This is a genomic window from Streptomyces sp. NPDC051109 (assembly GCF_044455885.1).
In the GTDB taxonomy this organism is placed as follows: Bacteria; Actinomycetota; Actinomycetes; order Streptomycetales; family Streptomycetaceae; genus Streptomyces.
In genome coordinates this window covers 621,389-634,322 of the sequence record NZ_JBITFF010000001.1, presented here as the reverse complement: position 1 = coordinate 634,322, position 12,934 = coordinate 621,389, and the positions used below count along the sequence as shown (strand labels likewise).

General features: G+C 74.9%; 11 protein-coding genes. 7 read left to right on the top strand and 4 right to left on the bottom strand.

Annotated elements, in window-relative coordinates:
* Positions 1-18: 18 nt before the first annotated feature.
* Positions 19-1,044, bottom strand: a complete 1,026-nt coding sequence (locus ACIBAD_RS02730) for a hypothetical protein (protein ID WP_398903901.1) — start codon at positions 1,042-1,044, stop codon at positions 19-21.
* A gap of 94 nt (positions 1,045-1,138) precedes the next feature.
* On the opposite strand from ACIBAD_RS02730, the gene ACIBAD_RS02725 reads away from it, so the two are divergent.
* From ACIBAD_RS02725 to ACIBAD_RS02715, 3 genes are all read left to right on the top strand, one after another.
* Complete coding sequence (locus ACIBAD_RS02725; RefSeq protein WP_181382609.1) at positions 1,139-1,591, top strand: DUF4442 domain-containing protein; 453 nt, start codon at positions 1,139-1,141, stop codon at positions 1,589-1,591.
* Positions 1,592-1,777: 186 nt separating this feature from the next.
* The gene (locus tag ACIBAD_RS02720) at positions 1,778-4,291 is read left to right on the top strand and encodes a beta-glucosidase (RefSeq protein WP_398903898.1); all 2,514 of its coding nucleotides are present in this window, start codon (positions 1,778-1,780) and stop codon (positions 4,289-4,291) included.
* A gap of 57 nt (positions 4,292-4,348) precedes the next feature.
* Positions 4,349-4,996: a DedA family protein gene (locus ACIBAD_RS02715; RefSeq protein ID WP_398903896.1), complete on the top strand. Its 648-nt coding sequence runs from the start codon at positions 4,349-4,351 to the stop codon at positions 4,994-4,996.
* Positions 4,997-5,027: 31 nt separating this feature from the next.
* Here the strand turns inward: ACIBAD_RS02715 and ACIBAD_RS02710 are convergent, their stop codons facing one another.
* Positions 5,028-5,579 carry a gamma carbonic anhydrase family protein gene (locus ACIBAD_RS02710; protein WP_134068330.1) on the bottom strand — a complete coding sequence of 184 codons (552 nt, stop codon included), beginning with the start codon at positions 5,577-5,579 and terminating at the stop codon, positions 5,028-5,030.
* A 137-nt stretch (positions 5,580-5,716) separates the two neighbouring features.
* Between ACIBAD_RS02710 and ACIBAD_RS02705 the strand changes: the two genes are divergently transcribed.
* The gene (locus ACIBAD_RS02705) at positions 5,717-6,496 is read left to right on the top strand and encodes an acyltransferase (protein WP_208328892.1); all 780 of its coding nucleotides are present in this window, start codon (positions 5,717-5,719) and stop codon (positions 6,494-6,496) included.
* 45 nt (positions 6,497-6,541) lie between these two features.
* On the opposite strand, the gene ACIBAD_RS02700 is transcribed toward ACIBAD_RS02705, so the two are convergent.
* Complete coding sequence (locus ACIBAD_RS02700; RefSeq protein WP_398903893.1) at positions 6,542-7,408, bottom strand: EamA family transporter; 867 nt, start codon at positions 7,406-7,408, stop codon at positions 6,542-6,544.
* Between the two features lie 97 nt (positions 7,409-7,505).
* Complete coding sequence (locus tag ACIBAD_RS02695; protein ID WP_134068328.1) at positions 7,506-7,910, bottom strand: CoA-binding protein; 405 nt, start codon at positions 7,908-7,910, stop codon at positions 7,506-7,508.
* A 101-nt stretch (positions 7,911-8,011) separates the two neighbouring features.
* Between ACIBAD_RS02695 and ACIBAD_RS02690 the strand changes: the two genes are divergently transcribed.
* The 3 genes from ACIBAD_RS02690 (at position 8,012) to ACIBAD_RS02680 (ending at position 12,932) form a co-directional block, all read left to right on the top strand.
* Positions 8,012-8,638 (top strand): YigZ family protein, encoded by a 627-nt coding sequence (locus tag ACIBAD_RS02690; protein WP_134068327.1) that lies wholly within the window; start codon positions 8,012-8,014, stop codon positions 8,636-8,638.
* A 122-nt stretch (positions 8,639-8,760) separates the two neighbouring features.
* Positions 8,761-9,924 (top strand): exonuclease SbcCD subunit D, encoded by a 1,164-nt coding sequence (locus tag ACIBAD_RS02685; RefSeq protein WP_134068326.1) that lies wholly within the window; start codon positions 8,761-8,763, stop codon positions 9,922-9,924.
* Positions 9,921-12,932: an AAA family ATPase gene (locus ACIBAD_RS02680; RefSeq protein ID WP_398903890.1), complete on the top strand. Its 3,012-nt coding sequence runs from the start codon at positions 9,921-9,923 to the stop codon at positions 12,930-12,932. Before ACIBAD_RS02685 ends, ACIBAD_RS02680 begins: the two co-directional genes overlap by 4 nt.
* The last annotated feature ends 2 nt before the right edge of the window (positions 12,933-12,934 follow it).

Here is a 12,934-nt window from a genome sequence, read left to right as displayed (position 1 = left end):
AAGGGGTCGGCGGGTGGGTCAGCCGTTGCTGGCGGTGCCGTTCAGGCGCACCGAGCTGAGGACCTTGTCCATCGTCTCCTGGGGGACCTCGCCCGGGACGCCGGCGACGCTGTAGAGGATCCAGCTGGAGAAGTCACCGTTGGCGGTCTTGAAGCTGAAGGCGATGGACTTGCCGTCGGTGGTGCACTTGTCCGCCTTGGGCACGCCGATCGCCGTGGCGGTCGCCATGTGGCCCTTGAGGCCGGAGGAGGTGGTGTACTCCTTCGGCTCCGAGACCTTCACGGTGCCCTTGGGCGCCTTCTGCGCGTACGCGGCGAAAGCCCAGTTGCCGGCCTCGTTCTTCACCGCCTCGGCGGTGTCCTTGGCGCCCTGGCCGCCCTTGGTCCCGGTCCCGGCGAGCCCGGTCGACTCCTCGCGGCCGTCCTTGTTGGAGTCGACCTTGCACCAGTCCTCCTTGAGGAAGGCCGGCGCGGAGAAGGTGGTGAGCGGCATGCCGTCGTTCTTGCTCGCGTCCTCGAAGCCCGAGATGACGCCGGCGCTCGCGACGTTCCACTCCGGCGGGACGTCGAAGGCGGTGCCGTACTTGGGGTTGAGGACGACCTTCCAGCCGGGGATCACCGGCTTGACGTCACCGCCTGCGCGCGGGTTGGCGCCGGGCGAGGCCGGGGCCTGGGCAGTGGCCGGCGCCGAGGAGGACGCGGCGGGCTTGCCGTCGGCCACGTCGTCCTTCTTGTCGTCCCGGGTCAGGACGAACGCGCCGGTGCCGGCGGCCACCACGACCACCGCGGCCGCCGCGACGATGGCCACCGTCTTCGTCGAGAAGGGGCTCCCGCCGCTCTGCGGCGGCTGCACGGCCTGCGTGGGCTGGCCCCACGGCTGGACCGGGGGCGGGGTCTGGTAGCCGGCCTGCGGGTATCCGTAGCCGGGCTGCTGCTGGTAGGGGTTCGGCTGCTGTCCCGGCTGCCCCTGCTGCTGGTACGGGTTCTGATGCGCGTCCTGAGGGTTCTGCTGTCCCCCGGGCGGCTGCTGCTGTCCTGGCCACATGGCCGGTAACGATAGTGGGAGTGGGTGTCGGGGGCACGCCCGCCCCGTGTGAAGGTCTGGCCAGGGTGTCTACTCGCGGGTAACATCGCCTCCCATGAGCGCAGATCAGATGAACGTGGGCGAACTGCTCGCCGCGACCGTGCCGATGGCCCGGACCCTGAACCTCCAGTTCCTGGAGACCACCCCCGAGCGTGCGGTCGTCCGGCTGCCGGACCAGCCCGACTACCACAACCACGTGGGCGGCCCGCACGCCGGTGCAATGTTCACCCTCGCCGAGTCCGCGAGCGGCGCCATCGTCCTGGCCGCCTTCGGCGACCAGCTCTCGCGCGCCGTGCCCCTCGCCGTCAAGGCCGAGATCGGCTACAAGAAGCTCGCCAAGGGCGTCGTGACGGCCACCGCCACCCTCGGCCGCCCGGCCGCCGAGGTCATCGCCGAACTCGACGCGGGCGGCCGCCCCGAGTTCCCCGTCACCATTGCCATCCAGCGCGAGGACGAGGCGGTGACCGGGGAGATGACGGTCGTCTGGACCCTGCGCCCGAACGCGTAACCGGCCGCCGTACCCCGGCCGCGGTACGCGGCGGCCCGCGCCGCGGCCGCCGCCGCAGGGCTGAAACTCGGGCCGGCGGTGGCGCGTCCGGCGGACCCCGGCGGGGCGGCGGAGCACAGTGGTCGGCGGGAGCGGTCCGGCGCGGGCCGCTCCCGCCGACCCGAGCCGCAGCCGCAGGGAGCGCCGATGAGCGAGGCCTTGTCCAGACGCCGCGCGATCGGGCTGCTCGGAGCGGTGGGCGCCGCCCTGGGGGCGGGCGGCTGCGTGGCCGCGGTGCCGCCCGCCGGCACGGGCCCCCGCAAGGCCCCGGCATCCGCCGCCGCGACCGGAGCCGCCGCCCGGCCCGGCAGCGCGGCCCGTATCGACGCCCTGCTGGAGCGACTCACCCTCGCGGAGAAGACCGCCCTGCTGCACGGCGGCCCGGACCCCGCCCCGCTCGGCCAGGCCGGGTACGTCCCCGGCGTACCGCGCCTCGGCATCCCGGCGCTGCGGCTCGCCGACGGGCCGGCCGGGGTGCGGGTCGCCAGGCCCGCCACCGCACTGCCCGCCCCCGTCATGCTCGCCTCGGCCTTCGATCCGGCGCTGGCCCGCGAGTACGGGAGGGTCATCGGCCGCGAGGGCCGGGCGCTCGGCCAGGACGTGCTCCTCTCGCCGATGGCCAACCTGATCCGCACCCCCTACGCCGGGCGGAACTTCGAGACCTTCGCCGAGGACCCCCGGCTGACCGCGGACCTCGTCGCGGCCGTGGTCCGCGGCATCCAGGACGAGGGGCTGATCGCCACCGTCAAGCACTTCGCCCTGAACAACCAGGAGCAGGGCCGCGACACCGTCGACGCCGTCGCCGCCGAACAGACCCTGCACGAGACGGAGCTGCGCGGCTTCGAGGCCGCCGTCGCCGCCGGGGCCGGTGCGGTGATGGGCGCGTACAACAAGGTCAACGGCACGTACGCCTGCGAGAGCAAGGCCCTGCTCGACGAACTGCTGCGCGGGCGCTGGGGGTTCGGCGGCTGGGTGATGTCCGACTGGAACGCGGCCCACAGCACCGTCGCCGCCATCGGCGCCGGCCTCGACATGGAGATGCCCGGCGGCACCCACTTCGGTGCCCCGCTCCTGCAGGCGGTGCGCGGGGGCTCCGTCCACGAGGACGCCGTGGACCTCGCGGTGCGCAGGATCCTGGTCACCATGGACCGGTTCGGGCTGCTCGCGGCGCACCCCCCGGCCCGGCCCGCGCGCGACGCCGCCGCCGGGGCCCGGGTCGCCCGCCGGGTCGCCGCCGCGGGCGCGGTGCTGCTGCGCAACGAGCACGCCACCCTGCCGCTGACCGGCGCCGCGGCCCGCTCGATCGCCGTGATCGGGCCCACCGGGCAGCTGCCCTTCGTCAGCGGCGGGGGCAGCGCACACGTGGTCCCCGACCAGGCGCCCGCTCCGCTCGACGCCATCAGGCGGCGCGCCGGAACCGGCAGCACGGTGCGCTACGCGCTCGGCGAGGACCTGTACGGCCGCCCGCTTCCGGCGAAGCTGCTGACCCCGGCCGCCGACCTGGCCGACCGGCGCGTCGGGGCCGGGCGGAGCTGGAGCCACGAGGGCGAGTTCACGCTCGCCGCGGACGACGAGTGGACGCTGCTCGTCCACTACACCGGGAAGCGGCCCGGCGTGCGCCTCGACGGCGAGGAGCTCTTCCCCGTCCGGCAGGGCGTGGCCGAGCAGTTCGCCGGCGGACTGCTCGGCGCGGCCCCCGACGGGCTCGCCGTCCGCCGCCGCACCCTCGCCCTCACCGCCGGCACCCACCGGCTCTCCGTCTTCGCCGAGGGCGGGGACGAGGGCCAGCGGTTCCGGCTGCGGCACACCACGAACGCGACCCGCGCCGCCGATATCGCGGAGGCCGTGAAAGCCGCCGAGCAGGCGCACAGCGTCGTGCTGTTCGCCTACGAAGACGCCACCGAGGGCACCGACCGGGACTCGCTGGGGCTGCCCGGCGGGCAACCACGGCTGATCGAGGCGGTCACCGCCGTGAACCCCCGCACCACGGTCGTGCTCAACACCTCCTCCAGTACGACGATGCCGTGGCTCTCCCGTACCGGAGCGGTCCTCCAGATGTACTACCCGGGCCAGGAGGGCGCCGGAGCCACCGCCGACCTCCTCTTCGGGGACGTGGACCCGGGCGGCCGGCTCACCCAGACCTTCCCCGCCGACGAGCAGGCGACCCCGGTAGGCGGGGACGCGCTGCGCTACCCGGGGGTGGGCGGGCGGCAGGAGTACGGCGAGGGCGTCCACGTCGGCCACCGCTGGTACGACGCGCAGCGGGTGGCCCCGCTGTTCCCGTTCGGGCACGGGCTCTCGTACACGACCTGGGAGTACGAGAACCTGAGCGTCCGACCGGAGCGCGGCGGCCTGCGGGTGGAGTTCACCGTCCGCAACACCGGGCGCCGCAGGGGCACCGAGGTGGCGCAGGTGTACGTCGGCCCCTCCGCGGACCTGAAGCTCGACCAGCCGGTGCGCGCGCTGGCCGGCTATCGGCGGCTCGCGCTGGCACCCGGCGAGGCACAGCGGGTGGTCCTCGACGTCGATGCCCGCGCCCTGTCCTCCTGGGACCCGGAGGCGCATGCCTGGGTGCTCGGTTCAGGCCGTCGTGAAGTGTTCGCGGGCCGTTCCTCCCGCGAACTCCACCTGCGGGGAAAGGCTGTGGTCAAGAGCAGATAGGCTGCCCGTTCGGCGTGTCACAGGGGACGCGCCCCCGCGATTCGGGAGGACGTACCGGTGCACATCCAGGAATGGCTGGAGACGATTCCGGCGGTCAGCATCTATCTCCTGGTGGGTCTGGTCATCGGGCTGGAGAGCCTCGGCATCCCGCTGCCGGGAGAGATCATCCTGGTCAGCTCGGCGCTGCTGGCCTCGCAGCACGGCGAGATCGACCCCGTGGTGCTGGGGATCTGCGCCTCCACCGGGGCGATCGTCGGCGACTCGATCGGCTACGCGATCGGGCGCAGGGGCGGCAAGCCGCTGCTGGAGCGCCTCGGCCGGCGCTTCCCCAAGCACTTCGGGCCGCAGCACGTGGCCCAGGCGGAGCGCGCCTTCGAGAAGTGGGGCATGTGGGCCGTCTTCTTCGGGAGGTTCGTGGCCCTGCTGCGGATCTTCGCCGGCCCGCTGGCGGGTGTCCTGCACATGCCGTACTGGCGGTTCCTCGTCGCGAACATCCTCGGCGGGATCCTCTGGGCGGGCGGCACCACGGCCGTCATCTACACCATCGGCATCGTCGCGGAGCCCTGGCTCAAGGGCTTCTCCTGGGTCGCGCTGGTGCTGGCCCTGGTGATCGGCCTCACGGTGACACTGGTACTGCGCAGCCGGATGAAGAAGGCGGCCGAGGCCGAAACCGAGACGGAGACGGCGGCCGCCGCGGCCGAGTAGCCGGCCGCGGCGCGCGGGCAGGTGCGGACGGCTACTGCGGGGGCTGGACGGCGGCGCGGTGCTGCTCGGCCAGGTCCGCGTACATCAGGGCGTTGACCTTGATGCCCTCGCGCTCCTCGTCGGTCAGCTCGCGCCGCACCTTGGCCGGCACGCCGGCGACCAGCGAGCCGGGCGGGACCACCATGCCCTGCGGGACCAGCGCCTGCGCGGCGACCAGCGAGCCGGCGCCGATCACCGCGCCGTTGAGGACGGTGGCGCCCATGCCGATGAGGCAGTCGTCCTCGACGGTGCAGCCGTGCACCACCGCGTTGTGGCCGATGGAGACGCGCTCGCCGATCGAGACCGGGAAGCCGGGGTCGACGTGCAGGGTGCAGTTGTCCTGCACGTTGCTGTCCGCGCCGAGCGAGATCGGGCCGCAGTCGGCGCGCAGAACGGCCGAGTACCAGATGCTCGAATGCGGGGCCATCGTGACGTCGCCCACCACGACCGAGGTCGGCGCGGTGAAGGCCGTGGGGTCGATCTGCGGGCTCTTGCCGCCCACGCCCGCGACGAGAGCCTGGCCCCGGTCCGCGTGATACGTCATGTTCTCTTCCTCAGTCCTGTGTGCTGGAGTGCCCTGCGTGTCGCGCTACCGGCACGGTAGGGCACGGCCCCGGTCCGACCGGCGATGGGGTGAAGATCACGGCGCGCACCGGGTGCTCGGCACGTTACGGTGACCCGGTGCCGAAGAACCAGAACACGTTCTCATCGCTGACGGCCCTGACCGCGCTGACCGCCCTGCGCCGCAGGCTCGCCAACCGCGCGGTGCACGCCGGCTGGCGCTGGATGCAGCAGGCCGGTGCGGTCACCGCGCAGACACCCGGTCGGCTGCGCTTCGGCGCGATCGGGCACGGCACCCGCCTGGCCTTCCCCCAGGGCACGGTCTTCGGGGAGCCGTGGATCCGCTTGGGCGACCACTGCATCATCGGGGAGCAGGTCACGCTGACCGCCGGGATGATGCCGGGGCTCGACCTCGGGACCGAGCCGGTGCTGGTCCTCGGCAACGGAGTGGTGCTCGGCCGGGACACCCACGTCATAGCCGACACCCGGATCACCATCGGGGACGACACCTTCTGCGGCCCAGGGGTGTACATCACCTCCACGAACCACAGTTACGACGATCCGCACGAGCCCGTCGGCAAGCAGTGGCCGCGCAGCGCACCGGTGGAGGTGGGCCCGGGCTGCTGGCTCGGCACGGGCGCGGTGATCCTGCCGGGGGCGCGGCTGGGCCGCAACGTGGTGGTGGCCGCGGGGGCCGTCGTACGGGGCGAGGTGCCGGACCACGCGGTGGTGGCCGGGGCCCCCGCGAGGATCGTCCGCCGGTGGCAGCCGGAGACGGGCTGGCAGCCGCCGCTGCGGACCCCGGCGCCGGTGCCGATCCCGGAAGGGGTGACACCGGAGCAGCTGCGCGCGGTGGCCCTGCTGGCGGAGGCCGAGCAGCCCTCGGCGGACCCGGCCTAGCCGTATCGACCCGTGGCGTCGTCCCACGGCCGCGGGCCGGTACACCTAGCCGGCGGCGAGCAGAACCGTTCCGGCGAGGGCCAGCCCGGCGCCGGCCGCCTGGACCGTCCGGAGCCGCTCCTTGAGGACGACGAAGGCGGCGAGCGCGGTGATCACCGGGTAGAGCGAGGACAGCACGGCGGCCACGGTCACCGGTCCGTGCTGGGCGGCCACGGAGTACGTGCCGTTCGCCGCGACGTCGGCCAGGCCGACGAAGGCCAGGGCGGGCAGCAGCCCCCACAGGATCCGCCGGCCCGTACCCGCGGGCAGGGCCGGGGCTCCGCGCCGGGTCCGGGCCCACAGGGCCGCGCCGCCCGCGGCCACGTTGGTCACCCGCTGGACGAACAGGGCGAGGAAGAGTCCGGTGACGCTGCTCGACGCGTGCGCGATCAGGGCCATCACCGCACCGAACCCGAAGGCCGCCGTCAGCGTCAGCACGACCGCCTGGCGCTGTACCGGCGCGCCGCGCAGCTCCGGGCCGCCCGCGAGGACGATGCCCACGACGGCCACGGCGATCCCGGCGAACTGGCCGGGCCCGGGCCGCTCGCCCAGCGCCAGCCCGGCCGCGACGGGCACGACCACCCCGAGCGAGCCGAGCGGCGAGACCACGCCCATCGGCCCGAGCGCCAGCGCCTTGTAGAAGCTGAGCATGGCGACCGGCCCGACCAGGCCCGCGGCGACCGCGAACCACAGCTGCGGCCCGGCCTCCCGCCAGGCGCCCGTACCCAGCACCACCGCGCCGAGCGCGACGACGGCGAGGACCTGCGAGACCACGACCACCGTGAGCGCCGGCAGCCGGCGGGTCAGCAGCCCGCCGCCGAAGTCTGCGAGACCCCACAGCAGGGCTGTGGCCAGGGCAAAGAGGGCGGTCATGACGGGGCCTCGCAGTACGGTGCAGTGAACGGGGGAGTGCGGTGCGGAACACCCCGCACGGTAGTTCAGCCGCACCGTGCCACCGCGGACGGGTCGGTCAGAGGGCCGGGATCTCGATGGCGGGGCAGCGGTCCATCACCATGTCCAGGCCGGCCTCGCGGGTACGGGCGTAGGCGGCCTCGTCGATCACGTCGAGCTGGAACCAGACGGCGTCCGCCCCAGCGGCCACGGCCTCGTCGGCGACGGCCCCCGCCAGGTGGCTGTTCACGAAGACGTCCACCACGTCCACCTTGAACGGGATCTGCGCGAGCGACGCGTACCCCTGCTCGCCGTGCACCGTCTCCGCCTTCGGGTGCACGGGGACGACCCGCTTGCCGAACCGCTGGAGCGTGCGGGCCACCCCGTAGGCCGCCCGGTCCCGGTTGTTGGACAGGCCCACCACGGCCCAGGTGTCGCCGAGCTCGGTGAGGATCTTGCGGATGGTTGCCGGGTCGCCGTACACGGGTGCCGCCTCCTGTCGCCTTCCGGATGCGGTCCGGCACTCCGGCCCGCATCCGTGATCAACCGAAAGGACGCATGTCCGATTCCCCGTAGGGTGGAGCGGTGAAGTCAGACCAGTACGTGACGGTGGCCCGCGAGGGCGTGCACGAGTCGGAGATCAACCGCTCGCGCTTCCTCTGTTCGCTCGCGCCCGCCGCGACGGAGCAGGAGGCGCAGGAGTTCATCGCGCGCGTCCGCAAGCAGCACCCCACCGCCACGCACAACTGCTTCGCCTACGTCATCGGCGCCGACGCCTCCGTCCAGAAGGCCAGCGACGACGGGGAGCCCGGCGGCACCGCCGGGGTGCCCATGCTCCAGATGCTGATGCGCCGCGACATCCGGTACGCGGTGGCCGTGGTCACCCGCTACTACGGCGGCGTGAAGCTCGGCGCCGGCGGCCTGATCCGGGCCTACGGCGGCGTCGTCGGCGAGGCCCTCGACGAGCTCGGCACCCTCACCCGCCGCCGCTACCGGCTGGCCACCGTCACCGTGGACCACCAGCGGGCCGGCAAGACCCAGAACGACCTGCGCTCCACCGGCCGCACCGTGGTGGACCTGCGCTACGGGGCGGCCGTCGAGATCGAGGTCGCCCTGCCCGAGGCGGACCTGCCCGCCTTCGAGGCCTGGCTCGCCGACAGTACGGCGGGCAGCGCCACCCTCACCCTCGGCGGGGAGACGTACGCGTCCTGAGGACGTGGCTCGGGGGCCCCGGTGACGCGTTAGCGTAGAGGGGCTCAGCGAGCGGGAGACGACCGGGACGACCAGGGGGACGGAAGAAACATGTGCGGCGAGACGTCCGGCGGGGCCGGCGAGTGAGGCTCCTGCACACCTCCGACTGGCATCTCGGCCGGTCCTTCCACCGCGTGAACCTGCTCGGCGCCCAGGCCGCCTTCATCGACCACCTCGTCGACACCGTCCGCGAGCACGAGGTCGACGCCGTCCTCGTCGCCGGCGACGTCTACGACCGGGCCGTGCCCCCGCTGCCCGCCGTCGAGCTGTACGACCGGGCGCTGCACCGGCTCGCCGACCTCGGCGTGCCCACCGTGATGATCTCCGGCAACCACGACTCCGCCCGCCGCCTCGGCGTCGGCGCCGGGCTGATCGGCCGGGCCGGGATCCACCTGCGGACCGACCCCGAGGGCTGCGCCGACCCCGTGGTGCTGGCCGACGCACACGGGGAGGTGGCGCTGTACGGACTGCCGTACCTGGAGCCCGCCCTGGTGAAGGACCGGTTCGGCGCGGGAAGGGTGAGCCACGAGGCCGTGCTGGGCGCGGCCATGGACCTGGTCCGGGCCGACCTCGCCGCGCGCGCCCCCGGCACCCGCTCCGTCGTCCTCGCCCACGCCTTCGTCACCGGCGGGCTGGCCAGCGACAGCGAGCGCGACATCGCCGTCGGCGGAGTCGAGGCCGTGCCCGCCTCCGTCTTCGACGGGGTGGACTACGCGGCCCTCGGCCACCTCCACGGCTGCCAGACGATCAACGAACGGGTCCGCTACTCCGGTTCCCCGCTCGCCTACTCCTTCTCCGAGGCCGACCACCGCAAGACCATGTGGCTGGTCGACCTCGGCCCGGCCGGGGAGATCACCGCCGAGCGCGTCGACACCCCCGTGCCACGTCCCCTGGCGCGGCTCCGGGGACGGCTCGACACGCTGCTGGCGGAGGCCGCGTACGACGCGTACGAGGACTCCTGGATCGAGGCCACCCTCACGGACCCGGTCCGGCCCGAGGACCCCATGGCCCGGCTCGCCGCCCGCTTCCCGCACACCCTCAGCCTCGCCTTCGACCCCGAGGGCCGCGAGGAGTCCGGCGGGGCCTCCTACGCCCAGCGCCTCAAGGGCCGCAGCGACCAGGAGATCGCCGAGGACTTCGTCGCCCACGTGCGCGGCGGGGGCGCGGACGAGGCCGAACGCGCCGTGCTCCAGGGCGCCTTCGAGGACGTACGGGCCGACGACAGCCGGCAGGAGACCCGCCGATGAGGCTGCACCGGCTCAGGATCACCGCCTTCGGTCCCTTCGCCGAACCCCAGGAGATCGACTTCGACGCGCTCTCCGGCGCCGGGATCTTCCTGCTCCACGGCCCCACCGGCGCGGGCAAGACCTCCGTCCTCGACGCCGTCTGCTACGCCCTCTACGGATCGGTGCCCGGCCCCCGCCAGGCCCCCGGCACCAGCCTGCGCAGCGACCACGCCGACGCCGGCACCCCCACCGAGGTCACCCTCGAACTCACCGCGGGCGGGCGCCGCCTGGAGATCACCCGGCGCCCCGAGCAGGACCGGCCCAAGAAGCGCGGCACCGGCACCACCAAGGACAAGGCGCAGAGCTGGCTGCGCGAGTACGACGGGGAACGCTGGCAGGCGCTCAGCCGGTCCCATCAGGAGATCGGCGAGGAGATCGAGCAGCTGCTCGGCATGAGCCGCGAGCAGTTCTGCCAGGTCGTGTTGTTGCCGCAGGGCGAATTCGCCAAGTTCCTGCGGGCGGACGAGGCGGCGCGGGGCCGGCTGCTGGGCCGGCTCTTCGACACCCGCCGCTTCGCCGCCGTCGAGGCGCTGCTCGCCGAGCGCCGCCGGGCCGCCGAGGCCAAGGTCCGCGCCGGCGACGAGAGGGTGCTCGGCACGGCCCAGCGGCTCGCCCAGGCAGCCGGGGACAGCGCCGACCTGAGGGCCTGGCCGCTGCCCGGGCACCAGCCGGGCGATCCCGGGCTGGCCGGGGCCGTCCGGGCCTGGGCCGCCGTCGCCCGCTGCGCCGCACGGGAGCGGCTGACGGTCGCCGAGTACGCGCTGGCCGCCGTAGAGGGCCGCCACGCCGCCGCCCGGCGGGCCGCGGAGGAGGCGCGGGAGCTCGACCGGCTCCAGCGCCGGCACGCCGAGACGGCCCGCCGCACCGCCCTGCTCGCCGAGGCGGAGCCCGAGCGCGAGCGGGTCCGCGCCCTGCTGGACCGGGCCCGGCGGGGCGCCCTGGTGGCCCCCGCCCTGGAACTGCGCGGAGCCGCGTCGGCGGCCCACCTGGCCGCCGCCCACGCGGAGGCCGCCGCCCGCGCGCAGCTCCCGCCGGCCCTCGCCGAGGCGGGCACCGAACAGCTGTCCGCCGTCGAACAGCGGCTGCGCGGGGACCTCGGTGCGCTCGCCGCAGCCCAGCGCTCCGAGCAGCGCAGCGCCGAGATCGGCCGCGAACGGGCCACCCTGGAGCGGGAGGCCCGCGACGCCGAGGAACAGCTGCGGGACTCCGCAGACTGGCTCGCCCGCTGGGAGGCCACCCGGACCGCGCTCGCCGAGCGGGTGGACTCCGCCCAGCAGGCCGCGACGCTGGCCGAGCAGCTCGCGGGGCGGCTGGAGCCGGCCCGGCTGCACCTGAACGCCGCCCGGCGCCGCGATGCGCTGGACGCCGACGCGCAGCGCGCCGAGGGCGAACTGCTCTCCGTGCGCGAGGAGTCGACCGCCGCCCGGGAGGGCTGGCTGGAGCTCAAGGAGGCCCGGCTGCGCGGGATCGCCGCCGAGCTCGCCGAGGCGCTGGTGGCGGGGGAGGCGTGCACCGTGTGCGGATCTGCGGAACACCCCGCTCCGGCGCGCCCGGCCCCCGGGCACGTGGACCGGGCCGCCGAGGACGCCGCCCACGCCCGCTACGAGCGGGCAGAGGAGCGCCGGGCCGCCGTCGAGCGGAAACTCGCCGCCGTCCAGGAGGCGCGGGCCGAGGCCGCGGCGGCCGCCGGGGAGGCCACCACCGGGGAACTCCTCGCGCTGACCTCGGACCTGAGTTCCCGGCACGCCGCCGCCCATGCCGCGGCGGCCGGGCTGCACGCCGCCCGGGAGCGGCTGGCCGGCGCGGAGCGGGAGCACGCCCTACGCAGCTCCGACCGGCTCGACGCCGAGCGCCGGGCCGCCGGCCGGGCCTCCCGGCGGGAGGCCCTGGACCAGGAGCAGGCCGCGCTGGAGGCCGAGTTGGCCCTGGTGCGGGGGGACGCGCCCACGGTGGCGGCCCGCGCCCGGACCCTGGAGGACCGGGTCCGGATGGTCACCGGGGCCGCCGCGGCGCTGCGGCGGGCCGAGGACACCGCCGCCCGGCTCAAGGAGGCCGACGCCCAGCTCGCCGACGCCGCCTTCAAGGCCGGCTTCGACACCGTCGAAGCCGCCGCCGACGCGGTCCTCCCGGACTACGAACGCACCGCGCTCCAAAGGAGGCTGGACGCCTGGCAGGCGGAGGAGGCCATGCTGGCGGACCGCCTCGGCGAGACCGACACCGCCCTGGCCGCGACGCGGCCCCCGGCCGCGCCGGATGCCGCCGAGGCGTACGAAGCCCGGGCCGCGGCGAAGCATCGCGTGGCAGCGTCCGCCGTGGACGCGGCCCGGGTGCGCTGCACGGAGCTGGACCGGCTCTCCCGGCAGGCGGAGCAGGAGCTGCGCGCGCTCGGCCCGCTGCGCGAGGCGTACGACCGGGTGGCCCGGCTGGCCGGGCTCACGGCGGGCACCTCCGCCGACAACGAGCGCAAGATGCGGCTGGAGGCGTACGTCCTGGCAGCCCGCCTGGAGCAGGTGGCGGCCGCCGCGACGGTACGGCTGCTGCGGATGTCCGGCGGCCGCTACACGCTCGTCCACTCCGACGCCAAGGCGAGCGGACGCGGGCGTTCGGGTCTCGGGCTGCACGTGGTGGACGCCTGGACCGGCAGCGAGCGGGACACGGCCACGCTGTCGGGCGGCGAGACCTTCTTCGCCTCGCTCGCCCTGGCCCTCGGCCTGGCCGACGTGGTCACCGACGAGGCGGGCGGCATGCGCCTGGACACCCTGTTCATCGACGAGGGCTTCGGCAGCCTCGACGACCAGGCGCTCGACGAGGTGCTCGACGTACTGGACTCGCTGCGCGAACGGGACCGCAGCGTCGGCATCGTGAGCCACGTCGCCGACCTGCGGACCCGCGTCCAGGCCCAGTTGGAGATCGTCAAACAGCGCGGCGGCTCGGTGGTCCGCCACCGGACCGCGTCCCTCACGGACTGAGC